Source organism: Metabacillus sp. RB-C-LZQ-3-1 (genome assembly GCF_058315175.1).
Map to the genome: position 1 here is coordinate 1 of NZ_JBZFLI010000009.1, position 21,701 is coordinate 21,701.

At 36.2% G+C, this 21,701-nt stretch carries 14 protein-coding genes, 1 tRNA gene and 1 pseudogene; 12 read left to right on the forward strand and 4 right to left on the reverse strand.

What is annotated here, in order from left to right; genetic code table 11:
- Positions 1–56: 56 nt before the first annotated feature.
- The 6 genes and pseudogenes from AC4GZ8_RS15005 (at position 57) to AC4GZ8_RS15030 (ending at position 8,947) form a co-directional block, all read left to right on the forward strand.
- A tRNA-Glu gene (locus tag AC4GZ8_RS15005) sits at positions 57–128 on the forward strand.
- Positions 129–902: 774 nt separating this feature from the next.
- Complete coding sequence (gene glgB / locus AC4GZ8_RS15010) at positions 903–2,825, forward strand: 1,4-alpha-glucan branching enzyme (protein ID WP_491082709.1); 1,923 nt, start codon at positions 903–905, stop codon at positions 2,823–2,825.
- The gene (locus AC4GZ8_RS15015; protein WP_491082710.1) at positions 2,782–3,948 is read left to right on the forward strand and encodes a glucose-1-phosphate adenylyltransferase; all 1,167 of its coding nucleotides are present in this window, start codon (positions 2,782–2,784) and stop codon (positions 3,946–3,948) included. Before glgB ends, AC4GZ8_RS15015 begins: the two co-directional genes overlap by 44 nt.
- A gap of 134 nt (positions 3,949–4,082) precedes the next feature.
- On the forward strand, positions 4,083–5,111 hold the full coding sequence (locus AC4GZ8_RS15020) for a GlgC family sugar phosphate nucleotidyltransferase (protein ID WP_491082711.1): 1,029 nt from the start codon (positions 4,083–4,085) through the stop codon (positions 5,109–5,111).
- Complete coding sequence (glgA, locus tag AC4GZ8_RS15025) at positions 5,108–6,553, forward strand: glycogen synthase GlgA (protein WP_491082712.1); 1,446 nt, start codon at positions 5,108–5,110, stop codon at positions 6,551–6,553. Before AC4GZ8_RS15020 ends, glgA begins: the two co-directional genes overlap by 4 nt.
- A gap of 43 nt (positions 6,554–6,596) precedes the next feature.
- Positions 6,597–8,947 (forward strand): annotated as a pseudogene (locus AC4GZ8_RS15030) (glycogen/starch/alpha-glucan phosphorylase).
- Positions 8,948–9,165: 218 nt separating this feature from the next.
- On the opposite strand, the gene AC4GZ8_RS15035 reads toward AC4GZ8_RS15030, so the two are convergent.
- From AC4GZ8_RS15035 to AC4GZ8_RS15050, 4 genes are all read right to left on the reverse strand, one after another.
- Entirely contained in the window at positions 9,166–9,960 is a 795-nt protein-coding gene (locus tag AC4GZ8_RS15035) for a TIGR00266 family protein (RefSeq protein WP_491082713.1), read from the reverse strand.
- A 268-nt stretch (positions 9,961–10,228) separates the two neighbouring features.
- Entirely contained in the window at positions 10,229–11,200 is a 972-nt protein-coding gene (locus AC4GZ8_RS15040; protein WP_491082714.1) for a bile acid:sodium symporter family protein, read from the reverse strand.
- Positions 11,201–11,359: 159 nt separating this feature from the next.
- The gene (locus tag AC4GZ8_RS15045) at positions 11,360–12,115 is read right to left on the reverse strand and encodes a yteA family sporulation protein (RefSeq protein ID WP_491082715.1); all 756 of its coding nucleotides are present in this window, start codon (positions 12,113–12,115) and stop codon (positions 11,360–11,362) included.
- 415 nt (positions 12,116–12,530) lie between these two features.
- A complete protein-coding gene (locus AC4GZ8_RS15050; RefSeq protein ID WP_491082716.1) occupies positions 12,531–13,463 on the reverse strand; it encodes a 1,4-dihydroxy-2-naphthoate polyprenyltransferase in 933 nt (310 codons plus the stop codon).
- A 282-nt stretch (positions 13,464–13,745) separates the two neighbouring features.
- On the opposite strand from AC4GZ8_RS15050, the gene AC4GZ8_RS15055 reads away from it, so the two are divergent.
- The 6 genes from AC4GZ8_RS15055 to menC all read left to right on the forward strand — a co-directional run bounded on the left by AC4GZ8_RS15055 (position 13,746) and on the right by menC (position 21,257).
- Positions 13,746–15,158 (forward strand): isochorismate synthase, encoded by a 1,413-nt coding sequence (locus tag AC4GZ8_RS15055; protein WP_491082717.1) that lies wholly within the window; start codon positions 13,746–13,748, stop codon positions 15,156–15,158.
- Entirely contained in the window at positions 15,148–16,899 is a 1,752-nt protein-coding gene (gene menD / locus AC4GZ8_RS15060; RefSeq protein WP_491082718.1) for a 2-succinyl-5-enolpyruvyl-6-hydroxy-3-cyclohexene-1-carboxylic-acid synthase, read from the forward strand. The genes AC4GZ8_RS15055 and menD overlap by 11 nt, the downstream gene beginning before the upstream one ends.
- Entirely contained in the window at positions 16,896–17,690 is a 795-nt protein-coding gene (gene menH / locus AC4GZ8_RS15065; RefSeq protein ID WP_491082719.1) for a 2-succinyl-6-hydroxy-2,4-cyclohexadiene-1-carboxylate synthase, read from the forward strand. The genes menD and menH overlap by 4 nt, the downstream gene beginning before the upstream one ends.
- Before the next feature lie 30 nt (positions 17,691–17,720).
- Positions 17,721–18,539 carry a 1,4-dihydroxy-2-naphthoyl-CoA synthase gene (gene menB, locus AC4GZ8_RS15070; RefSeq protein ID WP_491082720.1) on the forward strand — a complete coding sequence of 273 codons (819 nt, stop codon included), beginning with the start codon at positions 17,721–17,723 and terminating at the stop codon, positions 18,537–18,539.
- Between the two features lie 145 nt (positions 18,540–18,684).
- A complete protein-coding gene (locus tag AC4GZ8_RS15075) occupies positions 18,685–20,157 on the forward strand; it encodes an o-succinylbenzoate--CoA ligase (RefSeq protein WP_491082721.1) in 1,473 nt (490 codons plus the stop codon).
- A complete protein-coding gene (menC, locus tag AC4GZ8_RS15080) occupies positions 20,154–21,257 on the forward strand; it encodes an o-succinylbenzoate synthase (protein ID WP_491082722.1) in 1,104 nt (367 codons plus the stop codon). The genes AC4GZ8_RS15075 and menC overlap by 4 nt, the downstream gene beginning before the upstream one ends.
- Positions 21,258–21,701 lie beyond the last annotated feature (444 nt).

Sequence of the window (21,701 nt, forward strand, 5' to 3'; positions counted from 1 at the left end):
TGTAAGCGGCGCGAGGGTTCAAATCCCTCCTTCTCCGCCATTTTTATATTATTTATGGCCCGTTGGTCAAGCGGTTAAGACACCGCCCTTTCACGGCGGTAACACGGGTTCGAATCCCGTACGGGTCATCTAAAACACTGTATTTCTACAGTGTTTTTTTTGTTCTCAAATTAAAAGCAGTTAGCTTAGAAGATGATTCGACATAGTTGTTATAAGTACAACTTTTCCTGTATTTTCTCCCTATTAAGCTAGTCATTACTATTAAAATCAAAAAAATGTTATAAGTCTAAGACTCTGCCATTAGAACTTGTCGATAGATCATGTCAAAACCAAAATAGAACTTTTTGTTTCATACCCTACTTTTGTATCCTTCTGCTAATCCTTTTTCAAATATCTTTTCATAGCACTATTCTCTTACCTCTATCATTTAAATGTTAATAAACTAAAGGTAAAACTATATAAAATGCTTTACTAAAATATTTTACCTTTTTTGTTCTCCTATGTAAATTCATGCTCTTCCCTCCATAAATTCAGAAAATCTTCACCATTTCTTCTGAAAAAAAATCAACAAATTTCAACAAAAAGTCGAAAAAAATATTTTTTCTATATAATATTAACTTTGTATGTATAGTTGTTTTCACCCTGTAAAACCGATTTCGTAGCCAAAAGCTATATTATTCTTAATGATTAAATTTTTTCCTTTATCCAAGGGTGGCACCTGTTTACCTCGAACATCACTCTACTATATCAAATTTCCCTTAAATTTTAAAAGAATAATAATAAAAATATAATGTTAGGTCCTTGTAGGTTTATGTCGGAAAAAAGAACGTTTTCATTAGAGGGATTCATTTGTAAGTCTTGAATCTTTAGCATAGATAATAATAAGTGAAAGGGTGACTTCAGTGACCGTCACGTCTCCAACAGACTACGATATTCATTTATTTCATGAGGGCCAGTCTTTTGAAAGCTATCATGTTTTTGGTGCACATCTTCAAGAACAGAATGGTAAAAAAGGAACGTCCTTTTGTGTGTGGGCACCACATGCAAAGCAAGTTAATGTAGTAGGAAATTTTAACAACTGGGATGGACATAATCATCAAATGGAAAAAATAAATGAGGAGGGGATTTGGAATTTATTTATTGAAGAAGTTCAAGAAGGTGAGATTTATAAATATGAAATAATCACTTCAAATGATGAGATTTTATTAAAGGCAGATCCATATGCCTTTCAATCTGAAGTAAGGCCGAATACTGCATCAGTTGTAGCTGATTTGTCAGGTTTTAAGTGGACAGATCAAAAATGGAAAAAAAGGAAGCGTCAAAGGCCACCGTATGATCGTCCCTTAGCGATATATGAGGTGCATTTAGGATCTTGGAAGATAAAAGGGGAAGAAGAGCTATACAGTTATAGAGAGTTATCCGATATGCTCATACCATACGTATTGGAACATGGCTTTACTCATATTGAACTCTTGCCTATCATTGAACATCCTTATGATCGCTCATGGGGATATCAAGGTACAGGATATTATTCTGCAACAAGTCGCTTTGGTCCTCCAAAGGATCTAATGTATTTTATCAATGCATGCCATGAAGAAAATATTGGTGTCATCATTGATTGGGTTCCGGGTCATTTTTGTAAAGATGCACATGGACTTTATATGTTCGATGGGCAACCAACTTTTGAATATGTCAATGAACATGATCGTGAAAACTACATTTGGGGTACAGCTAATTTTGATCTGGGAAAAACAGAGGTACAAAGCTTTTTAATCTCAAATGCGTTGTTTTGGATTGATTACTTCCATGTTGATGGCTTTAGAGTTGATGCTGTTGCAAATATGTTGTATTGGCCAAATTCTAATGAATTAGTGGAAAATCCTTTTGCTATTACTTTCTTAAAGAAATTAAATGAAGCAGTATTCGCAAAAGATCCGGATATCTTAATGATTGCTGAGGATTCTACTGATTGGCCGATGGTTACCGCTCCTACCTCGTCTGGTGGTCTTGGCTTTAACTACAAATGGAATATGGGTTGGATGAATGACATTCTTTCTTATATGGAGGCCTCTCCAGAGAATAGAAAAGAACTCCACCATAAAGTAACATTCTCCCTTATTTATGCTTTTTCTGAAAACTTCATTTTACCTTTTTCCCATGACGAAGTTGTCCATGGAAAAAAATCATTATTAAATAAAATGCCAGGTGATTATTGGCAGAAGTTTGCCCAATTAAGACTCTTATATGGATTTATGTTTACACATCCAGGCAAGAAACTATTGTTTATGGGAGGTGAATTTGGTCAGTATGATGAATGGAAGGATTTAGAGCAGCTAGACTGGATGTTGGATGATTATGAAATGCATAACAAAATGAGAGTTTATTTCAAACAACTACTTTCTATCTATTCAAAGCAGAAGCCCCTCTTTGAATTGGATCATTCAGATGAAGGGTTTGAGTGGATTGATGTGAATAATCGGGATCAAAGTATTTTTTCTTTTATCCGTAAAAGTAAAAAGGAAAATGAATTTCTTGTTGTTATATTAAATTTTAAGCCTATTGTTTACCATGATTATAAAATTGGAGTTCCAGCAGATACAGAGTATGTAGAAATAATGAACACTGATGAAATAGAGTTTGGAGGATCTGGCCAAACAAATCCAAAAAATTTAAAAGCCATTGAAGGAGAATTTCATGGAAGGCCTTATCACCTTTCAATGACTATCCCACCATATGGAGCAGTTATTTTACGTGCAGTCAAAAAAAGAGGGGAGAATAAAAATGGGAAGAAAACAATGCGTCGCAATGTTACTAGCAGGAGGTAAAGGGAGCCGATTAAGCTCACTTACAAAGAATTTGGCAAAGCCAGCTGTTCCATTCGGAGGAAAATATAGAATTATAGATTTTACTTTAAGTAATTGTACTAACTCAAGTATTGATACAGTGGGTGTACTAACACAGTATCAGCCACTTGTCTTGAATTCATACATAGGTATAGGCAGTGTGTGGGATTTAGACCGAAAGAATGGAGGGGTAACAGTTCTACCTCCTTACTCTGAATCCTCTGAAATGAAGTGGTATAAAGGAACAGCAAGTGCAATCTATCAAAATATAAACTATATCAAACAATATGATCCTGAATATGTATTAATTTTGTCAGGAGATCACATTTATAAGATGGATTATTCTAAAATGCTAGACTACCACATTGAAAAGAATGCCGACGCTTCAATATCTGTCATTGAAGTTCCTTGGGAAGAGGCAAGCCGTTTTGGCATTATGAATACTAATGAAAACATGCAGGTAATTGAGTTTGATGAAAAGCCGGCAAACCCGAAAAATAATTTAGCTTCTATGGGAATCTATATTTTTAAATGGTCAATATTAAAAGAATATTTAGAGATGGATGAGCGGAATCAGGATTCAAGTCATGATTTTGGAAAAGACATTATACCACTGTTACTTGATGAAAAGCGCAATGTAATTGCATATCCATTTACAGGTTATTGGAAGGATGTAGGAACCGTAAAGAGCTTATGGGAAGCAAATATGGATTTACTTAATGAGGATTCAGAATTAAATTTATTTGATCGGGATTGGAAGATCTATACGGTTAATTCAAACCATCCCCCACAGTTTATTGCCGAAGATGCGGTTGTTACAGATTCATTTGTAAATGATGGATGTGTCGTTATGGGGAATGTCAATCACTCAATATTATTTCAAGGTGTTACGATCGGAAAAAACACAGTGGTGAAAAACTCAGTCCTCATGCCAGATTGCATGATTGGAGAAAATGTAATTATTGAGAATGCTATTGTACCTAGCGGTATTGAAATTCCCAATGGGACTGTCATTTGCCCTGATTCAAACTCAGATGAAATTCTCTTAATAACGGAAGAAATCATTGAGGAAATCAATGCAATGGTAGAAGGCAAAGTAAACTAACAAAAGAAAATGACAAAATAGTATGAAATAGGGAAGCTTTTCATTATGTTTTCTTATCTTGTCTTTATCTCTTCTTTATTTATACCCTGCATGATGAGAAAGCAAACCTATTTCTTTAAAGGGGAGTAATTGATATGAGTAACAAATTATTGGGAATTATTGATGCTACAGCACACAAACCAGAAATTGAAGACTTAACCATGCATCGTTCATTAGCAGCTGTTCCTTTTGCTAGCAGATATCGTGTAATTGATTTTGTGCTTTCTAATATGGTGAATTCTGAGATTGAGAGTGTTGCGATCTTTCCGAAATACTCTTATCGTTCATTAATGGATCATCTGGGCTCTGGTAAACAGTGGGACCTTAACCGTAAAAAAGATGGACTGTTTTTCTTCCCATCACCACATCTTCACAACGAATATGATGAGTTTGGGTCATTTCGTCAATTTTCAGATCATATTGATTTCTTTTTAAGAAGCACACAGGAATATGCTGTTATAACAAATAGCTATACGGTTTGTAACATTGACTTTCAAAAGGTATTAAAGTGCCACCTTGATAATGGCTGTGATATTACAGAAGTACGTAAAGATGGTCAGACGTTGCAGATGTACATAATGTCAACAAAACTCCTTATAGATCTCATTCATGATAAAGAAAAAACAGGTTGTAAAACACTTGCTGAAGTGATTGAAGAAAATCAAAATCATTGGACTATTTGTGATTATGAATTCCAGGGATATGCAGCTGTTATCGATTCTATGGCTAATTACTATAAACATAGTATGGATATGCTTAATCCAACGGTTTGGAATGAAATTTTCACCAAAGATCGCCCAATCTTAACAAAAGCAAAAGATGAGCCGCCAACGAAATATGGCAAGGACGCGATGGTAAAGAACTCTCTAATTGCAAATGGTTGTAAAATTGAAGGACATGTCGAGAATAGTATTATTTTTAGAGGTGTTCATATTGGAAAAGAAACAGTGGTGAAAAATAGTGTGATTATGCAGAAGACACAAATTGGAAATCATTGTTTAATAGAAAATATTATTACAGATAAAGATGTAAAGATCTTAGATTATTCAAATATAACAGGTACGAACAGTGAACCGACTATTTTAAGAAAAAGAACCACTCAAGGAGCGATGATGAACTCGTGAACGTACTTTTTGCTGTTTCAGAATGTGTGCCGTTTGTAAAATCAGGTGGATTAGCTGATGTTGCAGGTGCATTGCCAAAGGAATTAGTCAAGCTAGGCCATGACGTAAGAGTCATCCTGCCCAAATATAGTTTAATATCAGAAACTTTTCGAGATGAAATGACCAAAGTTAAAGAAATCATTGTTCCGGTTGGATGGAGACAGCAATATTGTGGAATTGAAACTTTGGAATTTGAAGGAATTACGTATTATTTTTTAGATCATGAATATTATTTTTATCGTGATTCATTATATGGCCACTATGATGATGCTGAGCGTTTTTCATTTTTTTGCAGAGGTGTTTTAGAAGCTCTAAAGGGAATTGATTTCCATCCAGACATTATCCATTCACATGACTGGCACACTGGAATGATTAGTTATTTATTAAAAGCGCAATATCATGAGCAGGATTTATTTAAGAATATCAAAACTGTTTTTACGATCCACAACCTTCAATTTCAAGGTGTATTTCCATACAGTGTGCTTGAGGATCTTTTGAATTTAAATGATGAGAATTTTTATGATTTGGAATTTCATGGTGATATTAGTTTTATGAAGGGTGCAATTAATTCTGCTGATTTCATCACAACTGTAAGTCCAACGTATAAAGATGAAATTCAAACTGCTTATTATGGAGAAAAATTAGATGGATTGTTACAGTCCCACAGCGGGAAATTACTCGGTATTGTAAATGGAATAGATGAAACACTCTACAATCCTGAAACTGATAAACATATTACAGAACCATATAGTGTAGACATGTTAAGTAAAAAAATGAAAAATAAGCTAGCACTTCAAGCTAGATTTGGATTGCCGGAAAATGAATCAACACCTATCATTTCTATGGTGACAAGATTGACGAAACAAAAAGGTCTTGATCTCATCAAGCGTGTTCTTGACGAAATACTTAGTAGGGATGTTCAAGTTATTGTGCTCGGTACTGGTGAAAAAGAATTTGAGGATTATTTCAGGCATATGGAATGGGCATATCCATTCAAATTTAAGGCATACATAGGTTTTGATGAGGTGCTTGCACACCAAATATATGCGGGCTCTGATTTATTTCTCATGCCGTCAAAATTTGAACCATGTGGACTTGGGCAGCTAATTGCTCTAAGATATGGCACAATTCCGATTGTAAGAGAAACAGGCGGTTTAAATGATACAGTGAATTCGTATCGTGAGGATGTAGAAGAAGGAAATGGGTTTACTTTTAGGAATTTTAATGCTCACGATATGCTATACACGATTCAACGGGCAATTGATTTTTATCATCAAGAGGAAGTTTGGGGAAACATAGTTAGAACCGCGATGACACAGGATTATAGTTGGGGGCAATCTGCATTAAAGTATGACCAGCTGTATGCTGATTTAATGACTGGGAGTGAAAGTCATGTTCTCTAACAAAGATCGTTTTAAAGAAAACTTTTTAAACAGGCTTGAAAGCATGTGTGGCAAAGGCTTTGAAGAAGCAACAAAACGTGACCAATACCACACGTTAGGGAATATGGTGAGAGAATACATTAGTTCAAAATGGATTGAAACAAACGAATTATATCGATCAGAAAATAAAAAACAAGTGTACTATTTATCAATTGAGTTTTTACTTGGACGTTTATTAGGTCAAAATTTATTAAACCTAGGGATCAAAGATGTTGTTGAAGAAGGATTAAATGAGCTAAACATTAGTTTGAAGGAAATTGAGGAGTGTGAATCAGATCCAGCACTAGGTAATGGTGGCTTAGGAAGACTTGCAGCATGTTTCTTAGATTCTCTTGCAACACTAAATCTTCCAGGTCATGGATATGGAATTCGCTATAAACATGGTTTATTTGATCAGAAGATTGTTGATGGCTATCAGGTAGAGCTTCCAGAACAATGGTTGAGGCATGGAAATGTGTGGGAAGTACGAAAGCCTGATGAAGCAGTTGAAATCTCTTATTGGGGAAGGATTGAGACAGCTGTTGATGGAGAGATCCTAACCTTTAAGCATGTCGATGAACAAAAGGTATTAGCCGTTCCATATGATATGCCTGTTGTAGGATATAGAGTTGACACAGTGAATACGCTCAGACTTTGGAATGCTGAGCCAGCCTCATTTGGTCCCATCCAAGATGTTTTGTCATATAAGCGCGATACAGAAGCAATTACAGATTTTTTATATCCAGATGATACTCATGATGAGGGAAAAATACTTCGCTTAAAGCAACAGTATTTTCTCGTTTCTTCAAGCCTTCAAAGTATTATCAAATCTTATAAAAAGGAAAACGCGAATATTAGAGATCTGCATCACTATGTTGCTATTCATATTAATGATACCCATCCTGCGATGGCAGTGCCCGAACTAATGAGAATTCTCATGGATAAAGAAGGTTTATCATGGGAAGATGCTTGGCATATTACAACAAACACAGTTTCCTATACAAACCATACAATCTTAGCAGAAGCATTAGAAAAATGGCCAATTTATTTATTTAAACCACTGTTACCACGAATTTATATGATTATCGAAGAAATAAATGAGAGATTTTGTGCAGAGCTTTGGGATCGGTACCCAGGTGAGTGGGAGCGGATTGAACATATGGCTATCATTGCACATGGTTTAGTGAAAATGGCACATCTTGCTATAGTAGGAAGCAGCAGTATTAATGGTGTAGCAAAAATCCATTCAGATATTTTGAAGAATAGAGAAATGAGACTCTTTTTTGAGGTTTATCCTGCGAAGTTTAATAACAAAACAAATGGAATTACTCATCGCAGATGGTTGTTAAAAGCAAATCCTGAGCTAACATCATTAATAAACAATGCCATTGGTGATGACTGGATAAGAAATCCAGAAAAATTAATAGATTTAAAAAGGCATGTTTACCATCCGGACTAAAAGAACAATTTGCAAAAGTAAAAAGAAAACGAAAAGAAATTCTTGCCCAAAAAATAGCTGAAAAAAATGGAATTCATGTTGATATTGATTCTATTTTTGATGTCCAGGTTAAGAGGCTGCATGCATATAAAAGGCAGCTTTTAAATGTTCTGCACATCATGTATTTATACAACCGCTTAAAGGAAGATGGTAATTATTCCATCCAACCGCGAACATTTATTTTTGGAGCTAAGGCATCACCTACGTATTATTATGCCAAGAAGATTATTAAACTAATACACTCCTTAGCAGACAAAGTGAACAATGACCCAAAAGTCTCTCAAACTATTAAGGTTGTATTTATGGAAAATTATCGGGTCTCACTTGCTGAAGATATTTTTCCTGCAGCAGATGTTAGTGAACAAATATCGACTGCGAGTAAGGAAGCCTCTGGAACAGGAAACATGAAGTTTATGATGAATGGAGCATTAACGGTCGGTACATTGGATGGAGCAAATATTGAAATTATGGAGGAAATTGGGGAGGAAAATATTTTCACATTTGGATTAACGGCCCCTGAAGTACTCAAGTATGAAGAAAATGGACGGTATCGTTCAATGGAGTATTATCATCATGATTTACGAATTAGACAGGTAATTGATCAATTAACAAATGGTTTCTTTTCTGAGGATGAAGGAGAATTTGAAGCAATTGCAGATTCCTTGTTAGTACAAAATGATCAGTACTTTGTATTACGTGATTTTGCTTCTTATATTGATATTCAGGAAAAGGTTGGTTTCGCCTATCAAAATAGAGGGAAATGGCTTGAACAGGCGCTAATTAATGTAGCACATTCCGGCTTTTTTTCAAGTGATCGAACAATCCAACAATATGCTGACGGGATTTGGAATATTGAGCCGATTGGCGTGAAAATGTAAAAAAGAAGGTGCTGTTGTTCAGCACCTTCTTTACATGTTAATTAAAAATACAGAAGTATCTAAGCTCTTTTATCCTACTCTTAACGGGCAGTTAAGACTCCCAACTCAAGCTTCTGAGTTTAGAAAGAAGGTAGGTGGGGATAACTTTCCGTAAAGGTCCGATTGGTTCAACTAACCATCAGTGGGGGATGAAATACCCACCTGATGGAAGTTTCACTTTATCTATCTCCATCTAATAAACGGCCAAATCCTCCAAGTATGCTGCCTTCCCCGCGAGATTCGCCGCCAGCAGAAGGTGCACTTGCAATTACACGATCAGCGAGGCGACTGAATGGGAGTGTTTGAATCCAAACAGTTCCAGGTCCTTGTACTGTTGCAAAGAACAATCCCTCACCACCAAAAAAGGCCGTTTTTACTTTTCCAACAAATTCGATATTATAATCAACTTCCTTTGAAAGAGCAACTAAGCATCCTGTGTCGATACGTAATTTTTCTCCTGTCTGCAATTCACGACGTATGATTGTTCCGCCCGCATGTAAAAATGCTAAGCCATCACCTTCAAGTTTTTGCATAATAAAACCTTCTCCACCGAAGAACCCTGTACCTAATTTCCTTTGGAAATCTACCCCAATTGAAACACCTTTTGCTGCACATAGGAAGGAATCTTTTTGACAAATGACTTTTCCGCCAAGCACACTCAGGTCCACAGGAATGATTTTTCCAGGATAAGGTGCTGCAAAGGAAACTCTTTTTTTGCCAACTCCTTTGTTTGTGAATACTGTCATAAATAAACTTTCACCAGTAAGGACACGTTTACCTGCACCAACTAGCTTACCTAACAACCCTTTTTGGTTATTGTCTCCATCACCAAAAATCGTTTCCATGTCAATGCCATCTTCCATCATCATCATTCCGCCTGCTTCCGCTACAACGCTTTCATGTGGATCTAATTCAATTTCAACACATTGCATATCGTCCCCATGTAAAAAATAATCAATTTCATGAGCGTTCATTAGAATCCCTCCATATGTAGTTAACAAGATTATTTGTGAATCACCTACTATTTTACTTGTTTATGTAATTATTGGAAGATGCAAAATAAGAAAAACTTGGCTTATCGCTATAGATTACTTAGCAAGCGTATTTTGCTTGCTTAGAATGACTTATGCTCTATGAGTGCAAGTCCTAATGGCGAAAGCCCTAGTTTTTCTTATACTATTATCCGATCAAATCTAAACTTTCTGATAATATAAAAAGGAGCACTAAATGCTCCTTTTTATATTATACCTTTGTCGAATGGTTAATATTTTCAGTAGAATTCATGCGGCTACTGGTTTTTTTTCCCCACCATGTTGCAAGAAGTGGACCTGATATGTTATGCCAAACACTGAAAATGGCACTTGGAACTGCTGAAAGTGGTGAGAAATGTGCAACAGCTAAAGCAGCACCGAGTCCGGAATTTTGCATCCCAACTTCAATAGAGATGGCTTTTTGATCAGCAAAATTTAATTTTAATGCTTTTGCTAATAAGAAACCTATTAATAAACCTAGTACGTTGTGTAATACAACGATTGAGAAGATTAATAGTCCTGTTTCAGCGATTTTAGCGGAATTTACTGCCACAACTGCTGAAGCCACAGCTACAATCCCAATAACTGAGATAAGTGGTAGAACGGTAATGCTTTTCTCAACTTGTTTTCTAAATAATAATTTAACTATAATACCTAAAATGATTGGAACAAGAACAATTTGAACGATAGATAAAAAGAGTGAGCCAGCTGAAACAGGTAGCCATTTACTTGCAAATAATAATGTTAGTGCCGGAGTTAGAATTGGCGCAAGTAAAGTTGAAACAGATGTGACAGCAACTGATAATGCTGTGTTTCCTTTTGCTAAAAAAGTCATAACATTTGAAGCTGTACCACCAGGGCAACATCCTACTAAAATAACACCTACAGCTACTTCCGGCTCTAACTGAAAGATTGTTGCCAATAAAAATGCTAATAATGGCATGACTGTGAATTGAGCAATTACACCTGATATAACACTCTTTGGTGCTTGAAAAACTGCTTTAAAATCTTGTAATGATAATGTAAGACCCATACCAAACATAATAATCCCGAGTAGTAAAGAAATATGTGGAGCAATCCAAGTAAATCCCCCTGGGATAAAAAAGGCCAAAACAGCAAAAAGAATGACCCAAATTGCAAATGTATTTCCTGCTGTTTTACTAATTTTCTCCAAAAAAAGCATATGATCAATCCTCCTTAAGGCATTATATATCTATGTATTCTGAAATTTCAATATTTAGTTATGAATTAACAAAATAAATCAAGAGAATTGGAAGAGAATATTCCATATAAACTAAAAAAAGAGATCAATGGTTGATCTCTTTCTAGGATTTTTTGTTGTTTATACTTCTTCTTCGGTATAAGGATCTTTTTCATATGGGGGGAGATCTCCAAAACTGGTCATAAGACCTTCTTCATCTAACATATCTTCATATTGCTGATGTTGGTTTGATGGATAGATCGTAATTTCTTTCCCTTCAATATCTGTACCAACAAAGTTTTCGTAATCTTCTACATAACCATCTGGATCATTTGATTCCATGTACACATCATTATAATGATCTTGTGGATCATTAAAGTCAGAAGGTGTTTCTGAGGAACCATAACTGTTTACAATTTGATAGGCATCCTCAGCGTCAAATGCGACATTTTCATCTTGATCGTCATAATCGAATTTTCCAAAAGGAGGCATTAACACGCCTTCTTCAATTGGTCGGTTATGGGAAACAACTTGCTCTGGCGCATGCTCTTTACAAGTAGTAGCAGTTGGGATTGCTTCAAGTCGTTCAAGAGGTATATCAGTTCCACATATTTCACATTTTCCGTAGGTTCCATCTTCGATTTTTTGTAATGCTCGTTCAATATCTAATTTTTCTTCTTCCGTATGTTCATTTAATGCGATATCTTTTTCTCTCTCATATAATTCAGTTGCCTCATCACCTGGATGATTATCATAGCTCGAGAGCTCACCGACAGATTCATGAAAATGACCTTCTTCTAATCCAAAATGGCCATTCATTTCGAAACGATCGTCGATTTCTTTTTTCATTTGCACAAGCTGCGAACGGAAGGTTTCTACTTGTTGTGAACTTAGCATACCATCCACGCTCCTTCCTTAATGAAATGGTTCTATACCTATTATGAACAGTAAGGCTAAAAACATGATTGTAAATAATTTCATAAAGAAAATTCCCCATTGTCGAGTCCAAAGTTAAAATTTCAACCAATAGAAAAAGAACTGTTCCTGTAGTAGGACAGTCCTTTTATCAAGAGGTAAAAGTATGAAATTTAAACCAAGTGTTGATGTCTAGCTCCGAAGCACAGGACGTGCAAGTGCAGTCATTGCGACAGGACGTCGCGCATTTTGACTGCAAGCGCCTATCGCCTATCAAACTTCAGATCATCTCCCTACGATAAGTCAACATCGGTTCGCTTCGCTTACCGTGTTCCCTAAATATTTAGTCGATGCTCCTCCAGTTTGTACGGCGATGATCAAGGCGCTTGCGCTTTTCTTATAGCAAATGACCAAGAAATAAACCAAGTGCTAATAAAAATCCAAATTGAACATTCGTTTGAGCTGTAGCTTTCATCGCTGGCATCATCTCAATCGGCATTGATTTTCCAATGAATTTTTTTACTGCTGAATAAGCTTTAGGGATGCTGAGCAAGACAATTAATGTCCAAAACGAAACATGACCAAATATAAGCAGTAAAATAACTATGAGATATGATACAATAAACATCCCTGCTAAAAACCAAATAGCATTTTTACGCCCTAATAAAATAGCTAATGTTTTTCGGCCATTTTCTTTATCACCATCAAGATCTCGAATATTATTAGATGTTAAAATGGCACCAACTAAGATGGCGATCGGCAATGAAACAAGGAAGGTTGTTATGGACAAAGTGGCTGTTTGAATATAATAAGCAATTAAAATAATGACATTGCCCATAAAGAAACCTGCGACAAGCTCACCAAACGGAGTATAAGCAATCGGAATAGGGCCGCCTGTATAAAAATATCCTGCAGCCATGCAGATGATTCCTATAACAGCAATCCACCATGTTGATACCATACAAATATAAATTCCGATTAATGTCGCAACACCCAAAAAGATAAAAGCCAGCATTAACACTGTATTTGCCTTAATTCCATTTCGGACGATGGCTCCACCAATACCAACTGATGATTCATTATCCAATCCTCGTTTATAATCAAAATACTCATTAAACATATTAGTAGCAGCTTGTATAAGGATGGAAGCTACAAGCATTGCAATGAATAATGAGAGCTTTATGGCTCCTTCTTGCAAAGCTAACACTGTTCCTATTGTCACAGGGATAAATGCTGCAGATAGTGTATGTGGGCGCAATAGCATCCACCAAACTCTCCAACCTTTGTCCTTCTTGATAGTAGGAACATGCGGCGTTGTCTGAGGTTGCATGTCATCTCTCCTTTTTTTTGCAAAAAACATATTAAACATTAGAAAACGACTCCATAAAATAGTTTAGAAAAATAACAAGAGGGTGTCAATGCTTTTCAGATCAATGATCATAGCTTATTATTACCAGTTATACCTATAAAATGATGGCTTATCCGAGACGTTTTCATTTTAATCCTGTCTTTCAAGATATATAATAAGGATATAACATGGCAGGACCTATTGACACACCTTCTAGCTAGGTGTATCTTAATATAAGCAATTTTTGGTGTCGGGGGGATAAGCTTGATTACTACTTTGGACCATACATTAAAAGAATTCATTCAACAGGCATTGGAAGATGCAAAGCAAACGAATCAATCAGTGATCGTTAGCTGCATTAAAGAAGTGGACGCAATGGACCCCCTTCATTTCTTTGCTTCCGGTGAAGATCTTTTCCTTGGAGAGCGATATTTTTGGTCAACACCTAATCGTGAATTTACGATGGTTGGGCTTGGAAATGAATTAGTCTTAGAAAATAATATCTCTACTAAAGAACGTTTTCGGGATATCGAAAAAGAATGGAAGCGCTTTAAAAAGCAGGTCATTTCTAATGAAACTAAACAAGTGGGAACAGGACCTATACTATTTGGCGGTTTTTCATTTGATCCTCTGAAAGAAAAAAGTCCGCTATGGGATGGGTTTTCAGAGGCTAAGTTCGTGCTGCCTGCACATATGCTTTCTGTTATTGATCAAAAAAGCTATTTAACAATAAATAAAGTCGTCACACCTTATGATGAACTTGGTGTGTGTCTTAATCATTTTGAAAAATCATTTGAACTTGGTTCGGCTTTTCCTTATCAATTAGATTGTGAAAAAGGTAACGAATTCTCAAGCATAGAGTATAAAACGTCTGAGTGGCTAAAAGCAGTACAAGAGGCAACCAATACCATAAAGTCAAAAGAAATGGATAAAGTTGTCCTAGCTCGTGAGGTTCATCTTAAATTTACGAATAAAATTAATCCATATCAAGTTATTAACAATTTACAACAAGAACAGCCTACTAGCTATATTTTTGAATTTGAAAATGGACTTCAACATTTTGTTGGAGCAACACCTGAGCGGTTAATTAAAAAGAGATATAATGAAGTTCTTTCAACTTGTCTAGCGGGATCTATAAAAAGAGGTAAGACAGATCAGGAGGATCATGATTTAGGACAACAATTATTACATGATGATAAAAATTTAATAGAGCATGGTATTGTTGTGAAAATGATAAAAGCCGCTATAGAACATTGTTGTTTTAACGTGATCACGCCAGAGGCACCTGTTTTATTTAAATCAAAAAATATTCAGCATCTTTATACACCTGTTAAGGGGTATGCAAAAGAAGGTTTTTCTATCTTATCTATGGTAGAAAAACTTCACCCTACACCAGCATTAGGAGGCTATCCAAAAGACAAGGCGATCGAGAAGATAAGAGAATTAGAGCCAATGCATAGAGGGTGGTACGCAGGACCTCTGGGGTGGTTTGATCATGAGGATAATGGCGAATTTGTTGTAGCCATTCGATCAGGTCTGTTAGAGGGGCAAAATGCAGCCCTTTTTGCCGGTTGCGGAATTGTTGAAGAGTCAAATCCTAAATCGGAATACCTTGAAACAAAAATAAAGCTAAAGCCTATGATGTCTGCATTAGGAGGAATTGTGAATGAAGACTAGTGATTCACTAACACGATTCGTCGCTAGTTTTGTTGATGAATTAACACGATCAGGTGTTAAAAAAGCTGTGATTAGTCCAGGGTCGCGATCTACTCCATTAGCTATGTTAATGGCGGAGCATCCTGAACTTTCTTGTTACATGAATATTGATGAAAGATCAGCAGGCTTTTTTGCCCTTGGATTAGCCAAGGAAAAAAAAGAGCCTGTTGTCTTGGTTTGTACATCTGGAACAGCAGCAGCTAATTACTATCCAGCAATTGTTGAAGCGAGATATTCTAGAGTTTCGTTAATTGTCATAACAGCTGACAGACCCCATGAATTACGGGATGTTGGCGCTCCTCAAGCGATTGATCAGATACAAATGTATGGTCAATATCCAAAGTGGTTTGTGGACGTGGCATTGCCAGAGGAAAAAGTTGGAATGTATCGGTATGTGAGGACGATAGCAGGACGTGCTGTCGCTGTTTCTACTTCTCATCCTGCAGGTGTCGTTCATCTGAATTTCCCATTTAGAGAACCTTTAATTCCTAATTTAGGGATGTCTAATCTATGGGATACAGAAGATGAGAGGTCAAGTTATTTACATACAATTCAGGGGGTACCAAAACTATCCAATCCTCAAGTACAAGTAATCTCAGATCTAATGAAGGATGTTACAAAGGGATTAATCGTTTGTGGGGAACAAAATGAGGCAGAATTTGGTTCTGCAGTAAAAAAGTTATCTAATAAATTAAAGTATCCAATTTTGGCTGATCCTCTATCTCAACTTAGATCAAGTAAAGGAGATAAGCAGGGGGTTATTGAAGGCTATGATTCCATCTTAAAAGATCGAGAAATGATCGATATTCTTAAACCGGAACTTATCATACGCTTTGGACCTATGCCTGTTTCAAAGCCGTTAATGTTAATGCTAAAAAACAATCCGGATATTAAGCAGATTATTGTTGACCCAAGCGAAGAGTATCGTGATCCTACATTAAATGCTTCTCACATCATTGTTAGCAACCATCTTGCTTTCTGTGAAGAATTATCTGAGAAAATTGCAGAAACTGCTTCTTCAAAATACTATGATAACTGGATTTTATGTAATAATATTTTTCAAGAACTAGTAGATCATGAGCTTGGAAACATAAACGACCTATTTGAAGGGAAAATTGTAAGAGAACTACAGCAGGTTCTTCCTGATGGCAGTCGTTTAGTTGTCGGAAATAGTATGCCGATTCGAGATGTTGATACATTTTTCAGGAATACTGAAAAAGAAATATGTATTCTTGCAAACCGGGGAGCTAATGGGATAGATGGTGTTGTATCAACTACCTTAGGTATAAGTGCTGCCTCAACAAATCCTACCTTTCTTTTAATAGGAGACCTTTCATTCTTTCATGATTTAAATGGATTATTGGCAGCCAAAATGAACAATCTGGATGTAACCATTATTTTGGTGAATAATGATGGAGGAGGAATTTTTTCTTTCCTTCCGCAATCAAAAGAAGAAAAGCATTTTGAAACATTATATGGAACACCAATTAGTATAGACTTTGCTAAAGCGGTTGACATGTATCAAGGCCATTATGAAATCATTAATAGTTGGGATGAGCTGCATTCCTATTTTCAAGATAAATGGTCAAATCAAGGCCTTAAGGTGATTGAAATCAAAACTGATCGTAAAACACGTGTCAAGATTCATCGGGAATTGTTAGATCGTGTTTCCCAGGAAATAAGAAAAGTGTTGAAACAATGAAGGTAAGAGGCGTTAATTATCATGTTGAGATTAAGTTTAGCGGAGAACCTCTCGTGTTTTTGCATGGTTTTACAGGTTCTTCGAAGAGTTGGCAACATCTCATAAATGAGTTTCAAAACCACCAATTAATCTTTATTGATATACTAGGTCATGGAAAAACAGATCATCCATCCGATTCCACTCGATATAAAATGGAAGAGGTAGTAGAGGATATGATCGAGATCTTTAATCGTTTGTCTATTCAAAAAGCAAATGTAGTGGGTTATTCCATGGGAGGGAGATTAGCACTGTCTCTTGCTGCTTTATACCCAAATCGAGTCAAAAAACTTGTATTGGAAAGCAGCTCACCTGGATTGAAAACGGAAGAAGAAAGGTATAAACGTGTAAAATCTGATCAGATGCTTGCAGATGAAATATTAAAGGATGGAATATCCTGCTTTGTTGATAAGTGGGAGAAGATCCCGCTATTTTCTTCACAAATGACACTGACAGATCAGCAAAAAATAAGGATCCGAAATCAACGATTATTAAATTCAGAAGTAGGCTTGGCTAATAGTCTCATTGGTATGGGAACTGGTTCTCAACCATCATGGTGGGGAGCACTTGCAGATCTTGATATCCCAGTATTGCTGTTATGTGGTGAATTGGATCGAAAGTTTTGTGAGATAGCTACAAGCATGCAAAAATTATTACCTTGTTCAGTTTTAAAGGAAATTAATGATGCAGGACATGCAATTCATGTAGAACAACCGCGAATTTTTGGTAAAATAGTAAATGAGTTCTTAAAATAGGACAACTCTTTAAAATAGGAGGCAATAAACATGGCAATTGAATGGGTAACAGAACGCCAGTATGAAGAAATTATTTATCAAACATACAATGGGATTGCAAAAATCTCAATTAATCGTCCGCATGTACATAATGCATTTACTCCAAAAACAGTTATGGAGTTAATTGATGCATTTGCTTATGCACGCGATGACGAAAATGTAGGAGTTATTATTTTAACAGGTGAAGGTGGAAAAGCATTCTGTTCAGGCGGAGATCAGAAAGTTCGTGGTCATGGTGGATATGTTGGCGATGACCAAATTCCTCGCTTAAATGTACTAGATTTACAACGTCTAATCCGCGTTATCCCAAAACCGGTTATTGCAATGGTAGCAGGTTATGCAATTGGTGGAGGGCATGTTCTTCATATCGTGTGTGACTTAACGATTGCGGCAGACAATGCTGTATTTGGACAAACAGGACCTAAAGTAGGAAGCTTTGATGCAGGTTATGGTTCAGGTTATCTTGCTCGTATTGTTGGACATAAAAAGGCTCGTGAAATTTGGTACTTATGTAGGCAATACAATGCACAAGAAGCGTTGGATATGGGATTAGTGAACACTGTTGTACCTCTTGATCAATTAGAAGAAGAGACAGTAAAATGGTGTGAAGAAATTCTAGAAAAAAGCCCAACAGCTATTCGCTTCCTAAAAGCAGCATTTAACGCTGATACAGACGGCTTAGCAGGTATTCAACAATTTGCTGGGGATGCAACATTATTATACTATACAACTGATGAAGCAAAAGAAGGTCGTGACGCCTTTAAAGAAAAGCGTACACCAGACTTTAAACAATTCCCTAGGTTTCCTTAAGATATAAAGTAAAAGCTTGATGAAAATTTCATCAAGCTTTTTTATACGATCAAAAATGATGGGTGATGATAAACTAAGGTCTTTCCATTAGGATTAGGAAATAAGGAAAGTTTTTCTAACGAGATTTTTAAGAAGAGGTGGAGAAATGGAACACTCACTTCCGAATTGGTTAATGCAACGTGCAGAGCTTACCCCTAACAGATTGGCAATTAAACAAGGGAGCGAAAGCATTTCTTTTGAAACGCTTTATAAACGTGTACAACGACAAGCTTCTCTTTTAGCAAATCTGGGTGTACAAAAGGGGCAGCATATTGGAGTGCTAATGAAGAACAGTATTGAGATGATTGAAGTCATCCATGCTATCTTTTCTTTAGGTGCAGTAGCAGTCCTTTTAAATCACCGGTTAACAAATAAGGAAATAGCATGGCAATTATCTGATATCGAAGCATCTCATGTTATTTTTCATGAGGACTTAGAAAATAAACTAGATGCAGGAATACATGTACAAGGTATATCAATTGAACGTTTATCTGAGCTATCCTGCCCAAATATCGTTGCTTTACAAGATGAATTTCAGGTAGATCAAGTTGCCACTATTATGTATACATCTGGTACAACCGGACATCCAAAAGGAGTTATGCAAACATTTGGCAATCATTGGTCAAGTGCAGTTGGTTCAGCATTAAACTTAGGTTTAAAAGAAGATGATCGATGGCTATTAGCAGTTCCATTGTTTCATATAAGCGGTCTTTCTATTTTGGTTAGAAGTGTTATATATGGTATGGCGATTGTGCTGCATGAAAAATTTGATGCTCGAAAAATGAATCAATCCATTATGTCTGAAGGGGTAACCATCGTATCTGTTGTCACGACTATGCTTAGTCAAATGATTGATGCCCTTGGCGATAAAAAATACCCATCTAGCTTTCGTTGTATGCTTGTTGGGGGAGGGCCTGTACCAAAAAAAGTTCTCGAAGAGTGTAAGGATAAACAGATCCCTGTTTACCAAACGTATGGGATGACAGAAACGGCATCACAGATTGTTACGTTGTCTTCTGAATATAGTACAACAAAGTTAGGTTCTGCAGGGAAACCTTTATTTACTTGTCAGATGAAAATCATGAAAGATGGGAAGGAATGCGCTGCCTTTGAAGAAGGTGAAATCCTTGTAAAAGGACCGAATATAACAAAAGGCTATTGGAAAAGAGCGGATGCAACCTCAAAAGTGTTTACTCAAGGCTGGTTCCATACGGGTGATCATGGGTATATTGATCATGAAGGCTTTTTATTTGTTTTGGATAGACGTTCTGACTTGATCATTTCAGGAGGAGAAAATGTGTATCCTGCTGAGATTGAAAATGTCTTATTATCATTTCCGAAAATTGTTGACGCAGGAGTTGTTGGAAAAGAAGACGACAAATGGGGGCAAGTTCCTTTTGCATTTATAGTGACAACAAGTGAAGTGGATGTTGAATCACTAATCAACTATTGTAAAACTCGATTAGCAAGTTATAAAGTTCCAAAGGGAATTAAGATCCTGAATGAACTACCTAGGAATGCATCAAATAAATTAGTAAGAAGAAAATTAAAAGACCTTTTGACAGAGGAATGTTTATGATAAAAATTAAAAATGTCAACTTGCATCATATTACTCAAACCCTAAAAGTTCCTTTTACATCAAGTATAGGGCATGTGACAGATCGTGATAGTATTTTGGTTGAAGTCATTGATGAGGATGGGCAAAGCGGATGGGGAGAGGTCGTGGCTTTTACGACACCATGGTATACAGAAGAAACTATTTCCACTTGCTATCATCTATTAAGGGATATTCTTATTCCATTAACAAGGAATATAGTCATTGAGCATCCTGAAGATCTTCAAGCGATTTTTTCGAAGGTGAAGAGAAATCAGATGGCAAAGGCATCTTTGGAAGGGGCAATTTGGGACTTATATGCAAGAAAACAAGGACTACCTCTAGCAGAAGCATTAGGAGGAGAACAGAAAAAGATTGAATGTGGTGTTGTTGTTGGAATTTCGAGTGTTCCGAATATGATTGAACAAATTAGCCGGTATATTGAAGAGGGATATAAACGATTTAAAATTAAAATTTCCCCAAAGCAAGATCTTGCACTAATAGAACAAATTAGAAAGGTATTTCCGGATTTACCGCTAATGGCAGATGCTAACTCGTCCTACACACTTGCTGATATGAACAGATTGAAGGAACTGGATCACTATCAGTTAATGATGATCGAGCAGCCTTTAGCTGCTGACGATATTGTGGACCATGCAAAACTTCAGGAAAAACTTTCAACTCCAATTTGCTTAGATGAAAGTATTGTAACAAGTGAAGATGCCCGAAAGGCAATTGAACTTGGAAGCTGTGGAATCATTAACATTAAACCAGGACGTGTTGGTGGACTAGTTGAATCGAAAAAAATACATGATCTCTGTCAAGTAAATGAAGTTCCTGTGTGGTGTGGAGGTATGCTTGAAACAGGGGTGTCCAGAGCTCATAATATTGCGTTAGCCTCACTCCCGAACTTTACGATTCCAGGCGATATCTCATCATCGACAAGATACTGGGATGAAGACATTGTCATACCAGAAATTAAAACAATGAATGGAACAATAATCGTATCAAGCGAACCGGGAATTGGCTACGAAGTAAATAGGGAAATAGTCAAAAAGTATACAACATCTGTCACAAGCATTTAATCATGAAAAAGGAAAAAATTATCCTTGGATTTTCGAAACTAAATTTTCATGCTCAAAAACGAGGTTTTGACTTAAAGCAAAATATATTTATAATCATAAAATTTGCTATGAAAATGAAAAACATTAATTTGGGAAAGATCAAGTAAATGACTATAATCATGATGAAAGATAACAACTAAATCAATGAATAGGTTCTCTTTCTGCTCATGGATAGGATGACTCTAACATGTATGTTTTACGGCAAAAAGCCAAAGAAAAACATGTTATGAATCATCCTTCTTTTTTTTTGTCGAAAAAAGATATTTGACATGGATACAAGAATGCTTTAAATTTTGTACTAAGGAAACTTTTTTTACTGTATAAACAAAAGGTGACTAAAGTGAAAAAAATAGCACGCACACTACTTTTCGTCATAGACTATCGTTAAACAAAGAAAGTTCGCCT

Coding starts and splice junctions, on each gene's coding strand:
- AC4GZ8_RS15040 (WP_491082714.1), bottom strand. CDS start 11,200: ATGCTTTTTTTGGAGAAAATTAGTAAAACAGCAGGAAATACATTTGCA.
- AC4GZ8_RS15015 (WP_491082710.1), top strand. CDS start 2,782: ATGGGAAGAAAACAATGCGTCGCAATGTTACTAGCAGGAGGTAAAGGG.
- AC4GZ8_RS15050 (WP_491082716.1), bottom strand. CDS start 13,463: ATGCAACCTCAGACAACGCCGCATGTTCCTACTATCAAGAAGGACAAA.
- AC4GZ8_RS15045 (WP_491082715.1), bottom strand. CDS start 12,115: ATGCTAAGTTCACAACAAGTAGAAACCTTCCGTTCGCAGCTTGTGCAA.
- AC4GZ8_RS15035 (WP_491082713.1), bottom strand. CDS start 9,960: ATGAACGCTCATGAAATTGATTATTTTTTACATGGGGACGATATGCAA.
- menH (WP_491082719.1), top strand. CDS start 16,896: ATGAAGGTAAGAGGCGTTAATTATCATGTTGAGATTAAGTTTAGCGGA.
- menD (WP_491082718.1), top strand. CDS start 15,148: ATGAAGACTAGTGATTCACTAACACGATTCGTCGCTAGTTTTGTTGAT.
- menB (WP_491082720.1), top strand. CDS start 17,721: ATGGCAATTGAATGGGTAACAGAACGCCAGTATGAAGAAATTATTTAT.
- AC4GZ8_RS15075 (WP_491082721.1), top strand. CDS start 18,685: ATGGAACACTCACTTCCGAATTGGTTAATGCAACGTGCAGAGCTTACC.
- AC4GZ8_RS15020 (WP_491082711.1), top strand. CDS start 4,083: ATGAGTAACAAATTATTGGGAATTATTGATGCTACAGCACACAAACCA.
- menC (WP_491082722.1), top strand. CDS start 20,154: ATGATAAAAATTAAAAATGTCAACTTGCATCATATTACTCAAACCCTA.